Below are 23991 nucleotides of genomic sequence, written 5' to 3'. Positions count from 1 at the left end.
CTATGACTTCCGTAAGTTGGAGCGTAACGAACGGATGCGAGAGCCTGCAAGTCCTTGACAGCTTCTCCTGCAAATCGTTGCACGAATGAAAGAGCTTCGCCTATGCGGCGTAGCTGCTTTGATCTAAGCAGACCTGTCGGCTATTGCCGTGAGAGGGAAGAGGGCCATGACGCATTATGTACTGACCGTATCGTGCCAATCGACGCGCGGCATCGTAGCGGCGATTGCGAATTATCTCGCCGATCAGGGCTGCAACATCGTCGACAGCTCGCAGTTCGACGACCTCGACACCGGCAAGTTCTTCACCCGCGTCAGCTTCATTTCCGAGGAAGGCGTTGCACTGCCGACGCTGAAGGAAGGCTTCGAACCGATCGCCGAGAAATTCGGCATGGAGGCTGAAATCCACGATGGGGACAGCCGCATGAAGGTGCTCTTGATGGTCTCCCGCTTCGGCCACTGTTTGAACGACCTACTCTATCGCTGGAAAATCGGCGCCCTGCCGATCGATATCGTCGGCGTCGTCTCCAACCACTTCGACTATCAGAAGGTCGTGGTCAACCACGACATTCCCTTCCATCACATCAAGGTCACCAAGGAAAACAAGCCGCAGGCCGAAGCCCAGCTGCTTGAGCTCGTCGACCAGACCGGCACGGAACTGATCGTGCTCGCCCGCTATATGCAGGTGCTTTCCGATGCCATGTGCCGCAAGATGTCCGGCCGGATCATCAACATCCACCATTCCTTCCTGCCGTCCTTCAAGGGCGCCAACCCCTACAAGCAGGCCTACGAGCGCGGCGTAAAGCTGATCGGCGCCACGGCACACTACGTGACCGCCGATCTCGACGAAGGCCCGATCATCGAGCAGGATACGGCGCGCATCACCCATGCCCAGAGTGCCGAGGACTATGTCTCGATCGGCCGCGATGTCGAAAGCCAGGTGCTGGCGCGCGCCATCCATGCCCATATCCATCGCCGCGTCTTCCTGAACGGCAACCGCACCATCGTCTTCCCGGCCAGCCCAGGAAGCTACGCCTCCGAACGTATGGGTTGAAACAACCCGAAAGGGTAGTCGTAAGCGCTTGCCCATGACATGCATTCGATTATCTGCTTAATGTGTAAAATCGAATCATGCTGGGGGATGCCATGACCGATGATGCGCGTGCCGATCGTTTGGACTTGCCGCGCCCGGACGTAACGCCGGCCGAAGCGGAAAGCATCCTGCAATCCCGCTATGGCCTCCACGGCACGATCACCGAACTCGGCAGCCAGCAGGACCGCAATTACCGGATCAATACTGGTGATGGCAGCTATGTGCTGAAGATCTGCCACATGGCTTACGATACGCTGGAGCTCGAGGCGCAGAATGCGGCAATCCGGTATCTGACCAGCAAGGAGGGTACGCCGCGTGTCCCGCGGGTCATGAGCTCGACGGACGGCCAGGATATCATTGCCGTCACGGTTCGCGAACAGACCTTCAAGGTGCGTGTGCTCGAATATCTCGAAGGCGAAGGACTGACGCATCGCAAATACCTGCCGAAGGCTTCCGTCGCCGCCCTTGGCGCACTCTGCGCCCGGCTGGCACAGGCGCTCGCCGACTTCAATCATTCGGGCCTCGACCGCAGCCTGCAATGGGACCTGCGCCGCGCGGGGCCTGTTGCCGTTCAGCTGCTTTCGGCCATCACCGATAGCGCTGCGCGCGACCGGATCGCCAAGAGCATGGTGCTTGCCGTACGCCGCATCCAGCCGCTCGCGCCATCGCTTCGCGTCCAGGCCGTGCATCATGATGTAACAGGCGACAACGTCGTCTGCCGGATTGATGAGCAAGGGCGGCCGATGCCCGACGGTGTCATCGATTTCGGCGATATCATTCGCGGCTGGCTCGTCGGCGATCTTGCCGTTACCTGCGCCTCGCTGCTGCATCAGGCCGATGGCGATCCCTTCTACATCCTGCCCGCCGTCAAGGCCTATCACGAGATCTATCCGCTGACGGACGAGGAACTGAAGGCGCTCTGGCCGCTGATTGTCGCGCGTGCCGTCATTCTCGTCGCGAGTAGCGAACAGCAGATTTCCATCGACCCGGAAAACGACTACGTCCGCGACAATCTGAAGCTTGAACGGCAAATCTTCGACACGGCCATGTCCGTTTCCTTCGAATTGATGGAGGCGGCAATTCTTGACGCAGTCGGCGCCGACATGACGCCCGTCGATATGTCTAGCTGGCACGCGCTTCTGCCGGAGATCGACCTTGCAAACATCGCCTATCTCGACCTCGGCGTTCAGAGCCCGCATTTTGCGGCCGGAAACTGGCTGAATGCGGAGATGGACTGGCGGCTTTTGGCACGCGCGGCGAATGAGGCGGGCATCGCCGCGACCCGCTACGGCGAATACCGGCTTTCGCGCGCCGTTCTTCGAAGCGCCAGGCAGCCATCGACCTACGCGTTGCATACCGACATCTGCCTCCCCGGCGGCAACAGCGTCGCTGCACCATTTACCGGGCGCATCGATTGCAAGAACCACCATCTCGTCCTGATCGGCGACGGTATCAATCTACATCTTGATGGCCTGGACCTGTCTGTTGAGGATGGCACCGAGGTGGAACAGGGGCAGATCATCGGGACGGTCTCGGGCGAAGCCTCTTCGCTCGGCGGCTTGCGTATCCAGTTCTGCACGGTTCCGGCGCTCGAACCGCCCCTCTTTGCCGCGCCGCAGGAGGCAGCCGCCTGGTCCGTGCTTTGCCCCTCGCCTGCGGGCCTGCTTGGACTGAGCGCCAGTGCGCCCGAGCCGGAGACGGAAGAACTGTTCTCCAGGCGCCAGGCGCATCTCGCAAAACCGCAGAAGAACTACTACGAGGTGCCGCCGCAGATCGAGCGCGGCTGGAAGGAACACATGTTCGATGTCGAGGGGCGCGCCTATCTCGACATGGTCAACAATGTCACGATTCTCGGCCACGGGCATCCGCGCCTGGCAGAAGCGATCGGCGAACAATGGCTGAGGCTCAACACCAATTCGCGCTTTCACTATGCGGCGCTCAGTGAGTTCTGCGAGCGATTGGCAGCTCTGGCGCCCGACGGACTGGACCGCGTCTTCCTTGTCAACAGCGGATCGGAGGCAAATGACCTGGCGATCCGGCTCGCCGGGGCGCATACGGGTGCCCGCAACATGCTTTGCCTGCGGGAAGCCTATCATGGCTGGTCGGTGGCAAGCGACGCCGTCTCCACCTCAATTGCCGACAACCCTCAGGCCCTGGCGACCCGGCCGGATTGGGTGCATGCCGTCGCTTCACCCAACACCTATCGCGGCGAATTTCGTGGGCCGGATTCGGCCGGAGACTATCTCACCGCGATGGCGCCCGTGCTGCAGTCGATCGATGCCGGCGGGCAAGGGCTTGCGGGCTTCATTGCCGAATCGGTCTATGGGAACGCCGGCGGCATTTCCCTGCCGGAGGGATATTTATCAGAAGCCTATGCTCAAGTGCGTGCCCGTGGAGGAGTCTGCATAGCCGATGAGGTGCAGGTCGGCTATGGCAGGCTTGGACATCACTTCTGGGGCTTCCAACAGCAGGGCGTGGTGCCGGATATCATCACCATCGCCAAGGGCATGGGCAACGGCCACCCGCTCGGCGCGGTGATCACGACGCAGGCCATCGCCGGGTCGCTGGAGAAGGAAGGCTATTTCTTTTCCTCGTCCGGCGGCAGCCCGGTCAGTTGCGTTGCCGGCATGACGGTGCTCGACGTCATGGTGGACGAAAAGCTCCAGGACAATGCACGCGACGTCGGGGATCATCTTAAAAGCCGACTGGCCGCGCTGATCGACAAGCACCCGATTGCGGGCGCCGTCCACGGCATGGGACTTTATCTCGGCCTTGAATTCGTACGCGACAGAACGACGCTGGAACCGGCGACGCAAGAGACGGCGGCCATCTGCAATCGCCTTCTCGAACTCGGCGTGATCATGCAGCCAACCGGCGATCACCTGAATGTGTTGAAGATCAAACCGCCGCTTTGCTTGACCACCGAGAGCGCCGACTTCTTCGCGGACATGCTGGAGAAGGTCCTATCCGAGGGCTGGTGACCTCGCCGCCGCCATTAACCGGTGCGGTCATTTCGAGGCTTTCGGTTTTTTAATCAAAAGCCCCATTGCCGGAATCAAAACGGCTTCCTATGTCTGGTCCCGGTGATCGAAACGAGGCTTCCGGCCGTCACGCAATTTGCACAAAGATCTGATAACGTTCTTTCAGCAAGTATGTTTGTGGTGGAATTATTTTTTTCGGATCGTCGAGATTTTGACACGTTTCGGAATATGTTTCTGACAGGCTATCCTCTATTCTCTACAAACCAGGTAGATTATAAAAGATAGTCGTCGCCGGGTCTTGAGCCTTTCGAGACCTCAAGAGTGCAACGCCAACACAAGGAACGAGACATGATTGATATCGGTATTCTCGCCACCCTCCTTGGGCGAATTGTGCTCGGCAATGACCGTCCGGGCGCCCTCTCCCGCCCGAACTGTCGAATGTGACCTTCGTCCCCTTTCAACGGTATCAGACAAGTCAATTCGTCATCGCCTCGCAATCCGCGCGGCAGGAGTTCTACGCATGAAAAAGCAAGTTATCGAATATGCAGGCGTCCCCGTGGGGATCGTCATTCCGGATGAAGACCGGCTGAAATTCATCGCCGTGAAGTTTCACGTGCACGACCTTGACGAGCAGCGTTTCAGTTCGCCGGATGAGGTGAAGCTTGCGATCCACGACCTGATGACCCGGCGCCATCCAAAGCCAATCCATGCCTGAAAACAGGCTTAGGTTTCCGCACTTCATCGCTTTCCAAGGTTTATGACCGGCCCCAAAAGAAGGGGCCGGTCTTGTTTTTTCATGCTGGTTGCGATCCTATCCGACGTCAACAAGGACGGCGCATTTGCTCAATCTCATTACCGATATCGAAGGCGTTTCGATTGGCCACGCAACGGACCTGAAGCTCGGTTCCGGCGTCACGGCGATTGTCTTCGACGAGCCGGCGACGGCTTCGGCCGCCATTCTCGGCGGCGCGCCCGCGGGCCGCGACACCGCCTTGCTCGATCCGTCGATGACGGTCGAGAAGGTTGATGCCTTCGTTCTTTCCGGCGGCTCAGCCTTTGGGCTGGATGCGGCAGGCGGCGTTCAGGCCGGCCTGAGGGAAGCCGGCCGCGGTTTCCAGGTGGGCACGGTGCGCGTGCCGATCGTACCCGAGGCGATCCTCTTCGATCTCTTAAACGGCGGCGACAAGGATTGGGGCCTGCATTCGCCGTACCGGGAGATGGGCTATGCCGCCTTCAAGGCAGCGAAGAAAGGCGAATTTCCGCTTGGAACGGTCGGGGCTGGAACGGGTGCGACGACAGCGACATTCAAGGGCGGGCTCGGCTCGGCAAGCACGGCCAGCAGCGCTGGGCATCGGGTGGCGGCAATCGTCGCAGTCAATGCGCTCGGTTCGCCAACGATCGGCGACGGGCCGCATTTCTGGGCGGCACCCTTCGAACGAGACAACGAATTCGGCGGGCTCGGAATGCCGGAGATGATGGATCATCGCTTGCGGCTGAAGGGCATGATGGCGCCTGCAACCACGATCGGTGTAGTCGTGACCGATGCGGCGCTCACGAAAGCCGAGGCTCACCGGCTTTCGCTGGGCGCCCATGACGGGCTGGCAAGGGCATTGCTTCCGGCGCACCTGCCGCTCGACGGCGATACGGTCTTTGCTGCCTCGACCGGTGCACGAGCGGTGGCCGACATGGGCGAACTGATGGAGCTTTGCCATCTTGCGGGGATGGTCATGGCCCGCGCCATCGCCCGCGGTGTTTACGAAGCGACGACGCTGCCTTACGAGGGTGCGCAGCCGGCCTGGAGGGAGCTCTACCCGGACGGGCGTTGATTGCCCGGACAGAGTAAGAAGGACAAGCGGCGGAGAGAAAAAATGCAGATCCGGGCCCTGATGTATTTCGACGAGTTGGTTAGGACCAAATCCATGCGCCAGGCTGCCGAGAACCTGGGCGTTGCGCCGACTGCCGTCAGCCGCCAGATCGAGAATCTCGAAGAGCATTTCGGCGCTGCGCTCGTCGAACGCAGCACGCGCGGCGTGACGCTGACGGCCGCAGGTGAGCTGCTTGCCGCGCGCGCCGGGCGGACACTTCGCGAACTCGAGCACGTGCAACAGCTGATCGAAGATCTCAAGGGGATCGCGCGCGGTAAGGTGACCATCTACGCCAATGGAGCGATCGTCACCAGCCTGCTCGCACCCGCGCTTTCGCAATTCAGCAACAGCTACCCCAATATCCGTTTCGAAGTGATGATCACCAGCGCGCGGCAGGCCATCGAAGCGGTGAACGCAGCACAGGCCGACATGGCGCTGACGCTTTTTGCGCCGCCGATGTCGGAGGCAAAAGTGGTGACGCGCTTTGAAATCGCTTACGACGTGATCGTTTCGGCGCGTCATGCAGCGGCGGGCCGCAAGGAAATCACCCTTCGCGAACTTGCGCGCGATACGCTCGCCCTGCCCGAGAAGTCATTTGGTTTCCGCCAGAGTTTCGATGCACTTATCGAGCGGCAGGGGCTGACGATCGACCCGGTTTTCACGGTAAGTTCGCTGGAAATGCTTAAGGAACTCGTGCTCAGCGACAGCGCAGTGACGCTACTGCCGGCACTTGCTGTACGCCGCGAGATCGAGGCGGGCCAGCTTGCTGCAATCCCTCTTTCCAGCGAAACCTCCATCCGCACCCATGCCGAGCTCTCGATTGCACCGGACCGGCAGCTCTCCTTCGCGGCCAGCAAGCTCATCGGGTTCATCGAGAATTTCATGCGGACGAAACTGAAGAGCCGCTGAGGCCGGTCGCAAGGAGACAGCTTGCATTTTCTCTGTTTTTAGTGTGTAGCTTTTTTCGATACACTGTGAACACAAAATGTTCGCATCAATTTCAAACCGCTTTTTCGGGATTCGCAGGATTATGATCACCAGCCTGTTTCCGGCACCATTCACACGCCTTGCCCAACGCCTCTCCCTCAGCGCTGCCCTTTCCGTCGTGATCATGGCTAGCGTCGCCATGCCGGCTCAAGCGGGCAAGGCGGTGCTGAACCTCGGCATGAGCGTCGAGCCGACGGGGCTCGACCCGACAATCGCCGCCCCGGTCGCGATCGGTCAGGTGACCTGGCAGAATGTCTTTGAAGGGCTGGTGTCTATCGATGAGAGCGGCAAGGTCCGACCGCAGCTTGCCAAGAGCTGGGACGTTTCCCCGGACGGGCTGACCTATACGTTCAAGCTGCAGACCGGCGTCAAGTTCCACGACGGCGAAACCTTCAATTCCACGACGGCCAAGTTCGCGTTGGAGCGTGCCCGCGGCAAAGATTCGGTCAATCCGCAGAAGCGCTTCTTCGCCTCGATTGCCTCCATCGATACGCCCGATCCCGAAACGCTGGTGCTGCACCTTTCGCAGTCGACGGGAAGCCTGCTTTACTGGCTCGGTTGGCCGGCATCGGTCATGGTTGGTCCGAAGTCCGCTGCGAGCGACAAGACGCACCCGGTTGGCACCGGTCCGTTCAAATTCGTAAACTGGGCGAAGGGCGACAAGGTCGAACTCGCAAAAAACGAAGCCTATTGGAACAGCCAAGTATCCGTGAAGCTCGACAAGGTGACCTTCCGCTTCATAGCCGACCCGCAGGCACAGGCTGCCGCACTGAAGGCAGGCGACGTGGACGCCATTCCGGAATTTGCAGCACCCGAGCTGATGAGCTCGTTTAAAGATGATCCGCGGCTCGTGACGAAGATCGGCAATACCGAGCTCAAAGTCGTTGCGGGCATGAACAATTCCAGGAAGCCTTTCGACGACAAGCGAGTGCGCCAGGCCCTGATGATGGCGATCGACCGCCAGACGGTGATCGACGGCGCCTGGTCGGGCCTCGGCACGGCGATCGGTAGCCATTATACACCGAACGATCCGGGTTATCAGGACATGACCGGCGTGTTGCCCTATAATCCCGAAAAGGCCAAGGCGCTCCTTGCGGAAGCCGGTTATCCGAATGGTTTCACCTTCACGATCAAATCGCCGCAGATGGCCTATGCGCCACGCAGCGCCCAGGTCATGCAGGCAATGTTTGCCGAGATCGGCGTGACCATGAACATTGAACCCACCGAATTTCCGGCAAAATGGGTTCAGGATGTAATGAAGGACCGCGCCTACGAAATGACCATCGTGGCCCATGCCGAGCCGATGGATATCGACATCTATTCCCGCGATCCCTACTACTTCAACTACAAGAACCCGGTCTTCAATGACCTGGTGAAGAAGGTGCAGGAGACGACCGATCCCGCCTTGCAGATCAAGATCAACGAAGAGGCGCAGAAAATCCTCGCCGAGGATGTGCCGGCGCTATATCTATTCGTCATGCCCAAGCTCGGCGTATGGGACAAGAATCTGAAGGGCTTGTGGGAAAACGAGCCGATTCCTTCGAACGTTCTGACGAATGTGGCGTGGAAGGAGTGAGGCTGGGTTTTGTGCCGGATATGCAGAAGGCGTGAATAGGTGACGCGCGATTCTCTTCTCCCTCATTTCTGTGCTTGTCACAGGGATCTAGAACGCCGAATTCCTTGGGCGCAAAAGACTCCTTCGATCCAGTCATTCGCGACGCCGACGCGCCGCGGCTGGATTCCTGTGCTGATCCCCGAAGCAAGACCGAGGATGGGAATGAGGAGAACGACGAATGCGTCGGCCGCAAGCAAGCAGCGCCTATGATCGCGCTTCTTGGCCGCCGCTTTGCCGGACTGATCCTGACGCTTGCCGCCGTCTCTTTCCTGATTTTTGCTGTCATGGACCTTCTGCCGGGCGATCCTGCTTCGATCATGCTCGGAACCTCGGCGACGCCGGAGACGCTGGCAGCACTTCGCCATGAACTCGGGCTCGATCAGCCTCTGCTCCTTCGCTACGGCCAATGGGTAGCCGGGGTGTTATCCGGTGATCTCGGGCAGTCTTATACCTATGGCGTGCCGGTTGCGGGACTGATCATCGAGCGGCTGGCGGTGACGCTGCCGCTGGCGCTGTTCGCGATCCTCCTTTCCGTCGTCATCGCCGTGCCGCTCGGTACCTTCGCGGCAGCACGGCGCGACGGCATCGCCGATATCATAGCGACGCTCTTTTCACAGGTAAGCATTGCCGTTCCGGCTTTCTGGGTGGCACTGCTGCTGATCATCCTGTTTTCGACAACACTTGGGCTCATGCCGGCAGGTGGCTTTCCCGGCTGGGGTAGCGGGCTTTGGCCCGCACTGCAGGCGCTGGTTATGCCCGCCACAGCCTTAGCGCTTCCGCAAGCAGGCGTGCTGACGCGCGTCACCCGCACAGCGGTACTGGAAACGCTGCACGAGGACTTCACGCGCACGGCGCTCGCGAAGGGACTGTCGGCCCGCGCAGTCTTATGGCGGCACGCCGTGCCGAATGCGCTGGTGCCGATCCTGACCACCCTTGGACTGCAGTTTACGTTCCTGGTGGCCGGCGCGATTCTGGTCGAAAACGTCTTCAACCTTCCAGGTCTTGGACGGCTTGCCTTTCAGGCATTGTCGCAACGCGACATCATCGCCATGCAGGACGTCGTGCTGTTCTTTGCCGCGCTCGTCGTCATCATGAATTTCCTGGTCGATATGTCCTATCTCGCGATCGACCCGCGACTGCGAAAGGACGTGTGACAATGGCGATCGCTTCCGGCAGTCCCATCAAACGGCGGCCATTTATAATTAGCCGGCAAATAAAGCTGCTCGCCGGATCATCCATCGTCGGATTGCTTGTTGCGGTTGCACTTCTTTCACTCGTCTGGACGCCGCTGCCCCCTGCAAAGATGCAGATCATTTACAAACTGCAGCCGCCCTTCGCCTTCGGCGTGCTCGGCACCGATCAATTCGGCCGCGACGTTCTTTCGATGCTGATGGCCGGATGCTGGAATTCGCTGTCGATCGCCATCACCGCGGTGGTCATCGGCGGCACGATCGGCTCGGCTGCCGGCATTTCGGCCGCAGCCACCCGCGGCATTTTCGAAACACTGCTGATGCGCGTGTGCGACGTCATCTTCGCGCTGCCGCCGATCCTCTCGGCGATGATCCTCGGCGCTTTTCTCGGATCGGGCAGGTTCACGGCGATCACAGCGATCGCCGTCTTCATGATCCCGGTCTTCGCGCGGGTCACACTTGCTGCTGCCCTCCAGGCCTGGAGCCGCGACTACGTGCTGGCGGCGCGCGCGATCGGCAACAGCCGCTTGACGATCTCGGTGCGCCATGTGTTGCCGAACATCATGAACCAGATCATCGTCCATGCCGCGATCCAGCTTGGGCTGGCGATCCTCACCGAGGCCGGTCTAAGTTTCCTCGGCCTCGGCGTGGCGCCGCCGGCGCCGACCTGGGGCCGGATGCTCGCCGATTCCCAAACCTATCTTGGGCTGGCGCCATGGCTTGCCATCCTGCCCGGGCTTACGATCGGCCTTGCCGTTCTCGGCTTCAACCTGCTGGGCGATGGACTGCGCGATTTCTTCGACCCGCGGCGATTTTGATCAGACCGGACGGCGATAGCCGGTCGGCTGTTGGTAGAGCTGGCCTATACGTTTGACAGCGGCCTCGAAATTCTCGCGGGCGACAGTCATCGTGTAGCCATTGGCGTGAAGGATCGTTTCGGGGTCCTCCATGATTGCGACATGTCCCTTCCAGAAGACGAGGTCGCCGCGGCGAAGCCCGGAGCGATCGATCCTCTCGCCGAGGCTTGCTGCCTGCATGTCCGTGTCGCGCGGCGCGCTTTTGCCGGTCATCAGCATGGCCAGTTGAACGAGACCGGAACAATCGATGCCAAGGCCTGAACGGCCGCCCCACAAGTAGGGTGCATTCATGAAGCGCGACGCGATCTCGACATAATCGTCATCCTTGCCGGCGGCGATGGGCTGGACATGCCTTGCAAAAATTGCCGTGCCATCCTCCAGAACGACGTAGTGATTTCCGCGCACCTCTGCCTCACCCGCGACCCTGACGCGGCTGCCCATGGAAAGCACGGATTTATAGGGCTTTCGCAATTCCGGTTGCGGATAGAGGAAGGTGCGCTGTACGGTGACGATGTGTGTCGGCTCCGTCTGGGCGTCGGACAGCATTTCCTCCGGCATATAGCCGACATACCCGTCCGAACGGGCCTTTACCCAGCACCAGCCGCCAGCGCGGTCAAAGACCGTTACATCCTCCCCGAGGAGCAGTTCCGTATCGATGCCGACTGACATATCCGGTTGCGGGCGAAGCGGTGCAACGGCGACGGCGATCTGCGCCGGGATACCGGAAACAAAGCGCAAGGCTTCGACCTTGCCTTCAAGACGCGCTTCGGCAAGATCCGGCCGATAGGCATGCAGGCGGCGGTCGAGCATCGTCATCTCCATTCCACTTAGATCGGCAGGCGGCGCCCCTGGTCACGCACCAGGTCGCCCAGCTTCTCGAGATAGAGCGCGCCGCCGACGGTGCGCTTGATGATCACGTTGCGCCGGTCGCTTTCGTCGCGTGCCCGATCGACAAGGCCCATTTCGCCCATGGTATCCAGCGCCCGGGTGATAACCGGTTTCGTCACGTTCAGTGTCGCGGCAAGCCCCCGTACCGTATGGGGCGGCGGCACCAGATAGATATGCAGCAGGATCGCCATCTGACGCAACGTCAAATCACGTTCGTCATGGTGAACCTGGTTGAGCGTAACGCCGTGCCAAAGCCGCAGGGCCTGCGAGGCAGTCAATTCGATCGGCAAGGCTCCTCCGGAAAATCATTACGCCAGCGTTCTATTTTCCGCGAGAGGAGGCTGGCAGGCAAGAGGCGGCAGAATCTGCCGCCTCCCAGGGTGAATAAAATTTTAATGATCGCGGTCAGCCGCGGCGGATATGGTGGTAAAGGGCGCGGATCGCCTGCGCCTCGCCGCCGCCTGGCGAATGAGCGCGCTCGGTCGGCGCCCAGCCGTAGATGTCGAAATGCGCCCAGCTCTTCGCGTTGCTGACAAAGCGTTTCAGGAACAGCGCCGCCGTGATCGCACCCGCCATGCCACCCGCCGGAGCGTTCGTGATGTCGGCGATCTTGGCGCGGATATCCTTGTCATAGCCCATATAGAGCGGGAGCCGCCACAGCGGGTCGTCCGTCTCGAGGCTTGCGTCGGTCAGATCCTGGGCAAGGTTTTCGTCATCCGTGAAGAACGGCGGAAGATCGGGGCCGAGCGCAACGCGGGCAGCCCCCGTCAGCGTCGCCATGTCGATCAGGAGATCCGGTGATTCCTCGTCGGCATAAGCCAGCGCATCGGCGAGGATCAGGCGGCCTTCCGCATCGGTATTGTCGATCTGGACTGTCAGGCCCTTGCGGCTCTTGTAGATGTCTCCCGGGCGGAACGCATTTGCCGAAATCGAATTTTCGACGACGGGAATGATGACGCGGAGGTCGACCTTAAGCTTCGCGTCCATGATCATCAGCGCAAGACCCATCACGTTCGCCGCACCGCCCATGTCCTTCTTCATCAACAGCATGGAGGAGGCCGGCTTGATGTCGAGACCGCCGGTATCGAAGCAGACGCCCTTGCCGACAAGCGTAACCTTGCGGTGGCCCTTCTTTCCCCAGCGCAGTTCCAGAAGCCGTGGCGCGTCGACGCTGGCGCGGCCGACGGTGTGGACCAGTGGGAAGTTCTCCTTCAGCAGATCATCGCCGATGGTGACCGACATTTCCGCCTTGTAGTGCTCGGCCAGGCCGCGGAAGGCAGCTTCGAGCTGTTCGGGGCCCATGTCATTGGTCGGTGTGTTGATGAGATCGCGAGCGAGGAACACGCCTGCGAGCTGACGCTTGATATCCGCGCCATCGGCATCGCGCGGGATCATCAGCGTCGCGGCTGCCTGCTTGTCGGAACGATAGCGGTCGAAACGGTAGCTACCGAGACCGAAACCGAGCGACAGGCGGTTTGCCGTCAGCGGTGCGGTTTCGATATGCCAGTCGCCGGCGGGCAGTGAACGGGCAAGCTTGCCGGTGATATAGGGCTGCTCCGATGGATTGGCGCCGAGGCCGAAAAGCGCGCCGCCGAGATGGCCGGCGGCGGTCGGGATCAGCAGCAGCGAGCCGCTTTCCGCCTTGTAGCCTGCCTTCTTCGCCCAATCGAGCGCGATCGGATCGATCGTGCCGGTCTCGATATGCGCCGGCGTGACCGCGAAGATCGGCAATGTGGAACCGCCTTTCGTGTTGAAAGGCGTCGGTCTCTCGATGAACTGATAGGGGGCCATATTTATCCTTCGACGATGTCCGGGAATCGTTTTTTTAACGGTCCGTTAGGGTTAACAGACTATTGCTGGAGTGAAGATTGCGTCAAACCTTTCCCTGTTCCGCTTAGAGGTCAAACGCCAGTTTCTGAATTCAGGAAAGCGCAATGCCTCTCCCCGCCATCCATCCATTCAAGAACCGTATTTTCCAGTGCGTCACCGCAGCGCTGGTGGTCACCGCGCTCGCCGGTTGCTCGACGACCAAGGACAAGATGACGACGGGTTCGGTGCCGAAGCTGACAAAGCCCGTCGAAACCATGGATGCGAACGAGCTTCACGCAATGACGGACCGGGTCGGGCAGGCCTACGAGAAAAATCCCCGCGATCCGGTAAACGGCGTCAACTACGCCAACCTGCTGCGCATGGCCGGGCGCGACGCGCAGGCGCTTGCCGTCATGCAGCAGGTTGCGATTTCCAATCCCAAAGACCGCAATGTCCTGGCTGCCTACGGCAAGGCCCAGGCAGCCGCAGGACAGTTCCAGCAAGCGCTCGACACGATCGGCCGGGCGCAAACCCCGGACCGGCCCGACTGGAAGCTCATTTCTGCCCAGGGCGCGATTTTCGACCAGATGGGTAAGCCCAGCGATGCGCGAGCACGTTATCGCGATGCGCTGGACATCATGCCGAACGAGCCTTCCGTGCTTTCAAATCTCGGCATGTCCTACGTGCTGACAGGCGATCTCAGGACCGCCGAAACCTATCTCAAGCAGGCGGCGAGCCAGCCGGGCGCCGATAGCCGCGTCAGGCAGAACCTCGCCCTTGCTGTCGGCCTGCAGGGACGTTTTTCGGAGGCCGAAGAGATCGCCCGCCGCGAACTCGCGCCGCAGCAGGCAGACGCCAACGTCGCCTATTTGCGTTCAATGCTTTCCCAGCAGAATTCCTGGCAGAAACTCGCGGCGAAGGACAGCGCGCCGGCAAGCAACACCAACTGATCTCCGACTACCGAAGCATCGCGCCGGAGAAGATCAAGCGCAAACCCAGCCCGCCCATGACAAGCCCAGCAGCGCGGTCGATCCAGTGTTTGGCGGCCAAATAGACCTGGCGTGGACGGCGCGCGGAGAAAGCCAGCGCCACGATCGAATACCATCCGGCCTCAATCGCGAAGATTCCGATCGGCAGACCGATCATGACACCTGCGGGTACGGTTTTCGGCAGAAACGCTGCGAATATGCTGGCATAGACGATGATGGTCTTCGGATTGCTGAGCTGCGTCAGCAGCGCCATCGAGAAACTGCGGCCGAGCGACGCCCTGCCCTCGACCGCACCGGACACCTCCAGAGGTGCCTTCGCGCCCTGCCAGATGCGAAACGCGATATAGACGAGATAGGCACCGCCTGCAAACTTCAGCACCAGATAGAGCCACGCGAATTGCGTCAGCAAAGCCGTCAGGCCTGCGAGCGCAAGAATGCCGAACATGACGCCGCCGACACCCATCCCGAGTGCCGCTGCCAGGCCATCAAGGCGCGAGCGGGAAATGGCGATGCGGGAGACGACGACGAAGCTCGGGCCGGGGCTCATCGCTCCGACCATCAGTGCTGCAAAAATGCTGGTGAGGATGGCTGCAGAAGACATGAAGGCTCGCTCCTGATTTCGAAAAACGCCAGGCGAGCGGCGGTCACATCAGCGCTTCCGATGGTCTTCGATCGCGTTCGCCAGTCACGCGAAACTACGGCTAGCTGGTTTCCGCCCCGCCTGCAAGCGGCATCAGAACCTGTCGGCGACCTGGATGCCGGCCGGGCCGAGGATGACGGCGACGAGTACGGGAAGGAAGAACAAAATCATCGGAACGGTCAGCTTCGGCGGCAGGGCAGCCGCCTTCTTTTCAGCCTCGTTCATGCGCTCGTCGCGGCCTTCCTGTGCGAGAACGCGCAGCGCCTGCGCAATCGGCGTGCCGTAACGGTCGGCCTGGATGAGGGCCTGGGTGACAGATCGCACGAGATCGATCTGCGTGCGCGTGCCGAGGTTTTCGAGCGCCTGACGGCGGTCCGGCAGGAAGGAAAGCTCGGCCGTCGTCAGCACCATTTCTTCGGCAAGCGGCGGCGACTGTTCGCCGAGCTCTTCCGACACGCGGCGCATCGCGGCTTCGATCGAGATACCGGACTCGACGCAAATCAGCATCAGGTCGAGCGCATCCGGCCAGGCACGCTTGATCGAATGCTGACGCTTCGACATGCGGTTCGAGATAAAGATGTTCGGCGCATAAAAACCGAGATAGCCCGTGCCGATCATAGCAAGCAGGCGGATAGGAAGAGGCTTGGTTGCGAGATTGCCGAGACCGAAAATCCAAAAGGCAGCGAGGGCAAGGAAAACGAAGGGCAGAAGGAAGCGGGCGACGAGGAAGGTGTTCAGAGCGTTTTCCGAGCGGTAGCCGGCTGCGCGCAGCTTGTTCATCGTGTTTTCGTCGACCAGCGCTTTGCGCAGATTGAAGCGCTCGACGATCTGGCGAACAGAGCGATTGTTTTGGTTGCGAAGCGACGCCTTGTTTCCCGCCTCCGTGTTCATCCGGGCGCGCTCGCGTGCGCGAATCTGATCACGCTCCGTCGAAACAGCGCGCATGCGCTTGTTCAGGTCGCCGCGCTCGAAGAAGGGAACGGCGATCGTGTAGAAGGTCGCAAAGACAGCGATCGCAACAAGAAGCGCGACCAGCATGGCCGGATCGGTCAATCGCGCTGCAAGATCTGCTGACATGACGCTTGCCTCCGGCTAGATGTCGAAATTGACCATGTTGCGCATGACGAAGATGCCGATCGACATCCAGACCGCCGATGCACCCATGATGAAGTGCCCCCGCGGATCGGTGAACAGAACCATCATGTATTGCGGTGACGTGAGGTAGACGAGCGTGGCGACGATAAAGGGCAAAGCGCCGATGATGACGGCGGAAGCCTTGGCCTCCATCGACAGCGCCTTCACCTTGGCCTTCATCTTCTTGCGGTCGCGGAGAACCTTCGAAAGATTGCCGATCGCTTCGGAAAGATTGCCGCCGGCCTGCGACTGAATGGCGATGACGATCGCAAAGAAGCTTACTTCCTGCAGCGGCATGTAGTTGGTCATGCGAGCACAGGCGTCGGGAATACTGAGGCCGACCTGCTGCGATTCCACGACCCGGCGAAATTCGGTTTTCACCGGATCGCGGCCCTCGTTTGCGATAAGGCGGATCGCGTCGTTCAGCGGCAGGCCGGATTTGATCGAACGCACGATGACGTCGAGCGCGTTCGGAAATTCGTCGAGGAACTTGTTCTGGCGGCGCTTTATCAGGAAGCCCAGGATCCATCGTGGCAGGCCGAGGCCGGCAACGACCGGAAGCGCAAGTACGACCAGCATCGGCGCGCCGGCAAGCAGCGCAATCAGCATCAGGAACAGGCCGAAGGCCGCGCTGAACATGTAGAATTTGGCGGGCGTGACCGCAAAGCCCGCCTGGGTCAGGCGGGACTTCAGGGACAATTTCCGTTTTGTGTTTTCCTGCTGGCGCTTTTCGAGGTCCTTGAGATTGTCCTGCACCGACTTGCGGCGTTTCGACATTTCCTGGACACGGTCCCGTGCGGCCTTGACCTTCACCCGGTCGGTCTCGGTTGAAGCGACGCGGTTGACGCGATTGGCGGCTTTCTTCTCGGTCTCCATACGGCTGAAGAGCAGGCCATAGCAAACCGCGCCCGCAGCGACCGCGACCAGCACGATGATGGCGAGCACTATCGGGTCGACACCGAACATCATACTTCCTTCGACTTTGCTTCCATCTCATCCAAGGCGGCGGCCAGGCGCTTTTCCTCGTTGTAGTAGCGCGCGCGATCCCAAAAATTCGGCTTGCCGATACCGGTCGACAAATGACGGCCGATCAGTCGGCCGCCAGCGTCCTCGCCTTCGATCTCGTAGCGCATCAGATCCTGGGTGATGATCACGTCGCCTTCCATGCCGATCACTTCGGTGATCGCCGTGATGCGTCGCGAGCCGTCGCGAAGACGCGCTGCCTGAATGATGACGTCGATCGAGCCGGCGATGATTTCGCGAACGGTCTTTGCCGGAAGACTGTAGCCGCCCATGGCGATCATGGATTCGATACGGCTCAGGCATTCGCGCGGCGAGTTCGAGTGGATCGTTCCCATCGAGCCGTCATGACCGGTATTCATCGCCTGCAGAAGGTCGAAAACCTCCGGTCCGCGCACTTCGCCGACGATGATGCGTTCCGGACGCATGCGAAGGCAGTTCTTGACGAGATCACGCATGGTGATCTCGCCTTCGCCTTCGATGTTCGGCGGGCGGGTTTCGAGCCTGACCACATGCGGCTGCTGCAGCTGCAGTTCCGCCGTATCCTCGCAGGTGATGACGCGCTCGTCTCTGTCGATATAGTTCGTCAGGCAGTTCAGGAGCGTCGTCTTGCCGGAACCGGTACCACCGGAGATCACGACGTTGCAGCGCACCCGGCCAATGATCTGCAAGAGTGTTGCGCCTTCAGGCGTGATCGCGCCGAAGCGGACGAGCTGATCGAGCGTCAGCTTGTCCTTCTTGAATTTACGGATCGTGAGCGCCGGGCCGTCGATGGCGAGCGGCGGGGCGATGACGTTGACACGCGAACCATCGGGAAGACGGGCGTCGCAGATCGGGCTCGATTCATCGACGCGGCGGCCGACCTGGCTGACGATGCGCTGGCAGATCGAGAGAAGCTGGCCGTTGTCGCGGAAGCGAATTTCCGATTCGACCGTCTTGCCGCCGACTTCGATGAAGGTCTTGCCGGCGCCGTTGACCATGATGTCGGCGATGTCGTCGCGCGCGAGCAGCGGTTCCAGCGGGCCGTAGCCGAGAACATCGTTGCAGATGTCTTCGAGCAGCTCTTCCTGCTCGGATATCGACATCGCGAAGTTCTTGATGGTGATGATATCGTTGACGATGTCGCGAATTTCTTCGCGAGCGCTTTCGGCATCGAGCTTGGCAAGCTGGGACAGGTCGATCGTATCGATCAGCGCCGAAAAGACCTGCGCCTTGGTGTCGTAATATTCATCGGTGCGGGCCGGCCGCCGGCGCTGGGGGGACTGCATCGGTGGCGGTGTCACCTGGGGCCGGCCAGGCTCTCTTGCCGGCTCGACCAGCACGGCGGGCGCGGAAGAAGGGGCCGCCGCGGCAGGCGGCGGTGGCGGTGCGCTTACGGCACCGCCCTTTCCGAAGCCTTCATTTCCGCGTTTTCCGAACATACCACAAATCCAATCTACTCGTTTTCGTCACTACTTGGCGCGCTTCAGCAGCCCCATCAGCCCGCCGCGCTTCGCCTTCTTGATGGCCACACGGCCGGTGACGATGTGTGCCAGCTGCGAGAAGGTTTCGGCGGTTGGCGATTTCGGATCTATCTCCGAGATCATCCGACCGCTATTGGCGGCATTGCCAAACAGACCGATATCGAAAGGAATGATCGCGATCGGCTCGATCTCGAGCGGTTCGCAGAAATCGGACGGAGCGATTTCCGGCCGCTTCGGCATGCCGACCTGATTGAGGATCAGATGCGGCATCTTATCGTTCGGGCGCAGCTTGCGCAGGGCATCGAGCATGTTCTTTGCGTTGCGCAGGTTCGCAAGATCGGGAACGGCGCAGATAACGACCTCATCGGCGGCAGCCAGGACCGAGCGCGTCCATTCCGACCAGGCGTGCGGAACATCGAGCACCGTCACCGGCGCACTGCGCTGTAGGACTTCAAGGACCGGCTGAAATGCCTGGCCATCGAAATCGTAGGCCCGATCAAGTAGCGACGGTGCTGCAAGCAGCGACAGGTGTTCGGAACATTTCGTCAGCAATCGGTCGAGAAAGACCTCGTCCAACCGATCGGGAGCGAAGACCGCCTCGGCGATCCCTTGCGTCGGGTCCTGGTCGAAATCGATGTTTGCCGTTCCGTAAGGCAGATCGAGATCGGCGAGGATCGTCTCGGTCGAGAAGAGATTGGAGATGCCGAAAGCGCAATTGTGGGCGATCGTCGAGGCGCCGGCGCCTCCCTTGGATCCGATGAAGGCAATGCTGCGGCCAAGCGGCTCGGAATCCGGGTCGACGAAAATCGACGCCATGGCCATCATGACGTCCGGCATCGCGATCGGCTGGACCATGTATTCGGAAATGCCGTTGCGGATCAGCTCGCGGTAAAGCGCGATGTCGTTGTAGTAGCCGATGATAACGACCTTGGTGCTCGGATCGCAGACCGCCGCAAGCGGCGCAAGCTCTGAGAGCAGGCTTGCCGCATTGGCCTTGGTTTCGAGGATGATCAGGTTGGGGGTCGGAGCGCTGGCGAACATGTTCGCAGCAGCCGCAATGCCGCCGCTGGTGATCCGCAGGCTGACCTTCGCCATCCGCCGGTCGTTGCCGCAACGCTCCATCACCCGCTGAAGCGCCTCACTTTCGCAGAAAGCATGCACGGAAATACGCGGCAGCGGCCGCATATTTTCCAGCTCGCCCATGCGAACGGCGTCTTCCGCATGCTGGAGCTCCGTCGTGTTCTTGATCTCGTATTCGATCGGGCTCATCGGCTGGATCCGCTCCTCATTAGAAGGTGCCTGAATTGTCGTGTTCAAGGACGGTCCTGTATTCGCGATATTCAGTGATGGCGTCATTGCGGCGCGCAGCATCGATCGGCGTCATGCCACGTGGCGCAATCAGGTCTTCCGGATTGGCGATCTGCGCGGCCAGATTGTTCTGAGTAGCGCAGCCGAAATTGTAATAATTCTGGTTGTCGAAGCCGCCGCCGATATCCTTCGGCCATTGGCCGCACTGTGTGGTCATGGCTGTGATGCCGACGAAACTGAGGCGGATCGGCGCTGCATCGCCAGGAGCTGCCGAATAACTCGCATTGACGATCTTCGAGCTCGGTATCCCTCGCTTCGAGAGCTCGGCCCGCACCTGGTTCCGCAACTGGCTTGCGGCAGCCGAATTTGGCGAGCCTTGCGGGGTCATGACATAAACCGGGCCGGAAGCCCGGGACCTATAATTGGCTGCAAAACCGCGGATCATATCGCGCTGGGCAATCGTCAAGCGCCGATCCGTAGAGGCGACAGGGATGTCGACCGTCTGCTCGGCCTCGGCCACCACGATCGGATGGCGCTGGCGGTAGTCGTCGGGGATACCGCCAGTTGTCAGATTGTCGCGTGGAGCCGCGCAGCCAGAAATCATCGTCCCCGCAAGTACGGCCGCGCCAAGCATGGCCCACCGCATCGTGGATTTCGCGCTTTGAGCCATCGCCCGGTCACCATATCGTTTCATCGTTTTCGATCCTGCGCCGCTCATTTGTAGATAAACCCAATGGAACCGTGGAATTGCGCGTCTGCCACCGGCGCTTCGCGGCGGCCATAAACCTTGTTGACACGGTTCATGAGGAACGCCTGACCATCATGTTCCGGACTGAAATTGTCATCCGGCCGGTTAAGCTCGTTGCGGGCGACGGGCCGTACCAGATAGGGGGTCGCGATAATGACAAGTTCGGTTTCCTCTCGCTGCACCGTCCTCTGGCGGAACAATGTACCCAACAGGGGGATCTTGTTCACACCCGGCGTGCCGTTCGATGTCTGCGAAACGTTGTCCCTGATCAGGCCGGCAAGGGCGATCGAGCCGCCGGAGGGAAGCTCGACGGATGTCTGGGCCGAACGGCGCTGGTAGGTCGGCTGCGAACCCGAGACGGATGGTGCAGGCTCGGACACATTCGTCACGATTTCAAGGCTGATGCGTCCTGAGGAGAGCACCACCGGCTTGAAGGCCAGATTGATGCCGTAGTTGTAAGGAACCACGGTCACGTTTCCGTCATTGTCGGTGGTCGAATAGAGAACCTGACCACCCGAATTGAAGGTGGCAGCCTGACCGGAAATCGCCGTCAGCGTAGGCTCGGCAAGTGTTCTGACGACTTTGGCCTGTTCCAGCGCATTCAGATAAGTGGAGATGTCGTAGCGGCCGATCGAGGTCTTGAAGAGGGCTGCAAGTCCGCCACCAACCGTTGCAGCGGCGCCATCCACATTAGGCACACCCAGCTGCGCCACGGTCATGCCAGAGGAATTCGATACGAGATTGTCGAAGCCGATCTGTTTCAGGATTTCGCGACGGACTTCGGCGATCGTCACCTTGAGAGTGACCTGGTCCTCGCCCTCAATCTGCAGCAGATTGACGACCTGCGATTCCTGGCGCGCCTCGGCGAAAATCGCGACATCGCCCTGCTGTGCGCTGCTGGCGGCCGTCTCGGTTCGCGTCGTCGCTTCGCCGCCCGTCAGAAATGCCTGGGCAAGGTCGGCGGCCTGCTTGGCATCCTGCGGCGTGCGCACTGTGCCGGTCAGCACGATGTTGTCGGACACGATCTCGACCTTGATATTGGAGTCGACGATGAAGCGCCTCAGGTTCGTCTCGAGACCGGAGACATCGCGTTCGATTTCGATGTCGAGGCTCACGACCTCCTGGCCATCGCTCCCGAAAATGAAGATGTTCGTTTGGCCGACCTTCTTGCCGAAGAGGTAGATGCGGCGCGAGGTGCGCGTTACGGCATCTGCCATCGACGGATCGGAGACGAGGATATCATGTGCTTCTTCGGGCAGGTCGACGACGAGTGCCTTGTTGAGACCGAGTTTCAGCCGGCGGTGGGCGCCGGGGCCGGTCCGCGAGATCTGGATGACGCCTTCCGATTGCGCATGCGCAATCCCTGCGCCAACGAGTGGTGCGAAGGCGGGAGGCGTCAGCCCTGAAACGGCGACCGTCAGCGTGAGGAAGCCTGCGAGGAAAGACTTGGTGCACCGCACTGTGTTGACCATTAAATTCCCCTCACTCGGCCTTTGGCGCACTGCTATCTGTGACGATCGAACCGGACTTGATGACCTGGACCAGCGCGCTTCCATTGTCTCCGTTCAGGAGATAATCGGCGGCACTCGTATCCTGCTCCTGCGCGTCGGCTACGGAACGCAATGCCAGCGACAGCTTGTCGGCCATCTGTTGCGCGACAGTTAGAACCTTGGTTTGATCGGGCGTCAGTTCCAGCGTCGCCGTGGTGCCTACTACAGCCTTGGAACCATCGTCTTTTTCTTGGATCTGCTGATCGATGGCGAGAACGCGGACATTGCTCAGCACGGCCTCGGTCAGGAACTTGTCGCTTCCCTGCGCCCTGCGGACCATGATGACGTCGACACGGTCGTTCGGAAGGATGAAGCCGCCGGCGCCGGTCGCGACCGAGATTTCCGTTGCGACGGCGCGCTTGCCGGCCGGCAGAAGTGCGGAGAGTATACGGCTGTTGGAATCGGCGATTTTTTCGGGGCGGATCGGCTCGCCTTCAAAGATCGGCAGGCGGACCACCGCGCCCAGCATATCCTTGACCGCATCCGGCTTGTCGGCTTCGGTGATGAAGCCTTGTACGACAGCGCCCCGCGGCCAAGGCATCCAATGAACCGCCTTGTCGTCAATGCGGGCGCCGACCGGTAGATTGGCGCTCGAGACCAGCACATTGACCGTCGGTTCCTTTTCGACGACCGATTGCACCTGGGTGACGACGCCGCCCCGCCCGGCAAGCTTCATCGCCAGAAAACCGGCGAGCCCAGCGGCAACGACGGCCACTGAAAGTATCATCAAACGAGCGGGCTTCATTATTCGGTCCTCGGGAGACGGCATGTTCACCCCGAAGAATGCTCAGGAATTGGTGTAATTATAGTTAACGGAACACTTACATTTTAAGTTAACGGACGTTTAAACCGCCGCTATTTCAACGTTTCCAGCGCATTAATCAGCATCGGCGAGTACGGGAACGCCATGAAGCCGCCAATCGCGATTGCGATGCCATAAGGAATCTTCTTTGCGAGCAGGAGTGAATTCGGAAGAGGCAGACCGATAGCAAGGATCGTATTGGACTGCGAACGTATCATCAAAATGAACAGCGTAAGAAAACCGCCGATCACGCCGACGCAGCCAATAAAGAAGATCAAGCTTTGATCGAAGCCGAACCAGAGCGTAGCAGCGCTGAGAAGCTTCGCGTCCCCTCCGCCCATTGTATTCAAGGCAAAGAGCGCGAAACAGGCGCATAACACGACGAGACCTGCAGAAAGATGCATGCCGATCACCGGAACTGACATCCCGGAAAGCGGCGCAACGATCAGAAATGAAATGACGAGAATAAGCGGTACACGGTTCGGGATTGTCATGGTGAACAGATCAGAGAATGCCGCGATCGCGAGGCAGAGAGGGAAAACCACAAAAATTGCTGCTGCGGTCATCCGCGCCTCCTGTGCGAAATATGAAAAGGCTCACCGCTTCGAGCTGTGAGCCTGATTTCATCACTCATTGCCACCGGCAACCATCACGGGATGGCGACGTTGCCCTTTGCGGCAGCACCGTTCATGGTCGTCGCAAGGCTGTTGAACGTGGCATTGATCTTGCCGCCGAGGCTGGTGGCGCCGGCGATGAGCGCTACGGAAATCAGCGCTGCGATCAGGCCGTATTCGATTGCGGTCGCGCCGGATTCGTCCTTCAGAAAACGGCTAAAAAGCTTGGTCATGGTTACTCCTAACTCCAGTTGAGGTTCAGCACGTCCGCCAACTGTTGCCGTTGATCGGATGCCACAACCTAGCGAGGGGCTGTTTCAATCGGCTTAAAGAAGAGGGTTACCAGATCGTAAATGCTAAAGTAGAAACTTCCATGGTAAGTATTGCGTTACTTGGATATATTCAATTTTATCTATATTGCGGATCTCATAAAACACCGAT

22 protein-coding genes are annotated in these 23991 nt (G+C 60.2%); 9 read left to right on the top strand and 13 right to left on the bottom strand.

Annotated elements, in window-relative coordinates; all coding sequences use genetic code 11:
* Nucleotides 1-166: 166 nt before the first annotated feature.
* The 8 genes from purU to RGR602_RS01175 all read left to right on the top strand — a co-directional run bounded on the left by purU (nt 167) and on the right by RGR602_RS01175 (nt 10546).
* A complete protein-coding gene (gene purU / locus RGR602_RS01210) occupies nt 167-1051 on the top strand; it encodes a formyltetrahydrofolate deformylase (RefSeq protein WP_039843582.1) in 885 nt (294 codons plus the stop codon).
* Nucleotides 1052-1143: 92 nt separating this feature from the next.
* Nucleotides 1144-4071, top strand: coding sequence for an aminotransferase (locus RGR602_RS01205; RefSeq protein WP_039846576.1), 2928 nt, complete (start codon nt 1144-1146; stop codon nt 4069-4071).
* 520 nt (nt 4072-4591) lie between these two features.
* On the top strand, nt 4592-4786 hold the full coding sequence (locus RGR602_RS01200; RefSeq protein WP_027510551.1) for a hypothetical protein: 195 nt from the start codon (nt 4592-4594) through the stop codon (nt 4784-4786).
* Nucleotides 4787-4910: 124 nt separating this feature from the next.
* The gene (locus RGR602_RS01195) at nt 4911-5897 is read left to right on the top strand and encodes a P1 family peptidase (protein ID WP_039843581.1); all 987 of its coding nucleotides are present in this window, start codon (nt 4911-4913) and stop codon (nt 5895-5897) included.
* Between the two features lie 42 nt (nt 5898-5939).
* A complete protein-coding gene (locus RGR602_RS01190; protein ID WP_039843580.1) occupies nt 5940-6845 on the top strand; it encodes a LysR family transcriptional regulator in 906 nt (301 codons plus the stop codon).
* A 121-nt stretch (nt 6846-6966) separates the two neighbouring features.
* A complete protein-coding gene (locus tag RGR602_RS01185) occupies nt 6967-8499 on the top strand; it encodes an ABC transporter substrate-binding protein (protein WP_039846575.1) in 1533 nt (510 codons plus the stop codon).
* A 245-nt stretch (nt 8500-8744) separates the two neighbouring features.
* Complete coding sequence (locus tag RGR602_RS01180; RefSeq protein ID WP_039846574.1) at nt 8745-9692, top strand: ABC transporter permease; 948 nt, start codon at nt 8745-8747, stop codon at nt 9690-9692.
* A gap of 2 nt (nt 9693-9694) precedes the next feature.
* Nucleotides 9695-10546, top strand: coding sequence for an ABC transporter permease (locus RGR602_RS01175; protein ID WP_039843579.1), 852 nt, complete (start codon nt 9695-9697; stop codon nt 10544-10546).
* Here RGR602_RS01175 and RGR602_RS01170 read toward each other — a convergent pair whose 3' ends face one another.
* The 3 genes from RGR602_RS01170 to RGR602_RS01160 all read right to left on the bottom strand — a co-directional run bounded on the left by RGR602_RS01170 (nt 10547) and on the right by RGR602_RS01160 (nt 13264).
* Nucleotides 10547-11401 (bottom strand): C40 family peptidase, encoded by an 855-nt coding sequence (locus RGR602_RS01170; RefSeq protein WP_039846573.1) that lies wholly within the window; start codon nt 11399-11401, stop codon nt 10547-10549. It lies immediately after the preceding gene.
* An 11-nt stretch (nt 11402-11412) separates the two neighbouring features.
* Nucleotides 11413-11763, bottom strand: a complete 351-nt coding sequence (locus RGR602_RS01165) for a MarR family winged helix-turn-helix transcriptional regulator (protein ID WP_028739383.1) — start codon at nt 11761-11763, stop codon at nt 11413-11415.
* Nucleotides 11764-11878: 115 nt separating this feature from the next.
* Entirely contained in the window at nt 11879-13264 is a 1386-nt protein-coding gene (locus RGR602_RS01160) for a leucyl aminopeptidase family protein (RefSeq protein WP_039843578.1), read from the bottom strand.
* 143 nt (nt 13265-13407) lie between these two features.
* Between RGR602_RS01160 and RGR602_RS01155 the strand changes: the two genes are divergently transcribed.
* On the top strand, nt 13408-14232 hold the full coding sequence (locus tag RGR602_RS01155; RefSeq protein ID WP_039843577.1) for a tetratricopeptide repeat protein: 825 nt from the start codon (nt 13408-13410) through the stop codon (nt 14230-14232).
* A 7-nt stretch (nt 14233-14239) separates the two neighbouring features.
* Here the strand turns inward: RGR602_RS01155 and RGR602_RS01150 are convergent, their stop codons facing one another.
* The 10 genes from RGR602_RS01150 to RGR602_RS01105 all read right to left on the bottom strand — a co-directional run bounded on the left by RGR602_RS01150 (nt 14240) and on the right by RGR602_RS01105 (nt 23783).
* On the bottom strand, nt 14240-14872 hold the full coding sequence (locus tag RGR602_RS01150) for a LysE family translocator (protein ID WP_039843576.1): 633 nt from the start codon (nt 14870-14872) through the stop codon (nt 14240-14242).
* 132 nt (nt 14873-15004) lie between these two features.
* Nucleotides 15005-15988, bottom strand: coding sequence for a type II secretion system F family protein (locus RGR602_RS01145; protein WP_039843575.1), 984 nt, complete (start codon nt 15986-15988; stop codon nt 15005-15007).
* 15 nt (nt 15989-16003) lie between these two features.
* Complete coding sequence (locus RGR602_RS01140; RefSeq protein ID WP_039843574.1) at nt 16004-17011, bottom strand: type II secretion system F family protein; 1008 nt, start codon at nt 17009-17011, stop codon at nt 16004-16006.
* Entirely contained in the window at nt 17011-18486 is a 1476-nt protein-coding gene (locus RGR602_RS01135) for a CpaF family protein (protein ID WP_039843573.1), read from the bottom strand. Before RGR602_RS01135 ends, RGR602_RS01140 begins: the two co-directional genes overlap by 1 nt.
* A 30-nt stretch (nt 18487-18516) precedes the next feature.
* Nucleotides 18517-19797, bottom strand: a complete 1281-nt coding sequence (locus tag RGR602_RS01130; protein ID WP_039843572.1) for an AAA family ATPase — start codon at nt 19795-19797, stop codon at nt 18517-18519.
* 19 nt (nt 19798-19816) lie between these two features.
* A complete protein-coding gene (locus tag RGR602_RS01125; protein WP_039843571.1) occupies nt 19817-20554 on the bottom strand; it encodes a CpaD family pilus assembly protein in 738 nt (245 codons plus the stop codon).
* Nucleotides 20551-22056, bottom strand: coding sequence for a type II and III secretion system protein family protein (locus tag RGR602_RS01120; RefSeq protein ID WP_039843570.1), 1506 nt, complete (start codon nt 22054-22056; stop codon nt 20551-20553). The genes RGR602_RS01125 and RGR602_RS01120 overlap by 4 nt, the downstream gene beginning before the upstream one ends.
* Nucleotides 22057-22066: 10 nt before the next feature.
* A complete protein-coding gene (gene cpaB / locus RGR602_RS01115; protein ID WP_039843569.1) occupies nt 22067-22879 on the bottom strand; it encodes a Flp pilus assembly protein CpaB in 813 nt (270 codons plus the stop codon).
* 110 nt (nt 22880-22989) lie between these two features.
* Nucleotides 22990-23502: an A24 family peptidase gene (locus RGR602_RS01110; protein ID WP_039843568.1), complete on the bottom strand. Its 513-nt coding sequence runs from the start codon at nt 23500-23502 to the stop codon at nt 22990-22992.
* 83 nt (nt 23503-23585) lie between these two features.
* Complete coding sequence (locus RGR602_RS01105) at nt 23586-23783, bottom strand: Flp family type IVb pilin (protein ID WP_039843567.1); 198 nt, start codon at nt 23781-23783, stop codon at nt 23586-23588.
* Between the last annotated feature and the right edge of the window lie 208 nt (nt 23784-23991).

Source organism: Rhizobium gallicum bv. gallicum R602sp, assembly GCF_000816845.1.
GTDB classification, from domain to species: domain Bacteria; phylum Pseudomonadota; class Alphaproteobacteria; order Rhizobiales; family Rhizobiaceae; genus Rhizobium; species Rhizobium gallicum.
The sequence above is the reverse complement of the archived record's forward strand: the minus strand, read 5'-3'. Positions and strand labels throughout refer to the sequence as shown.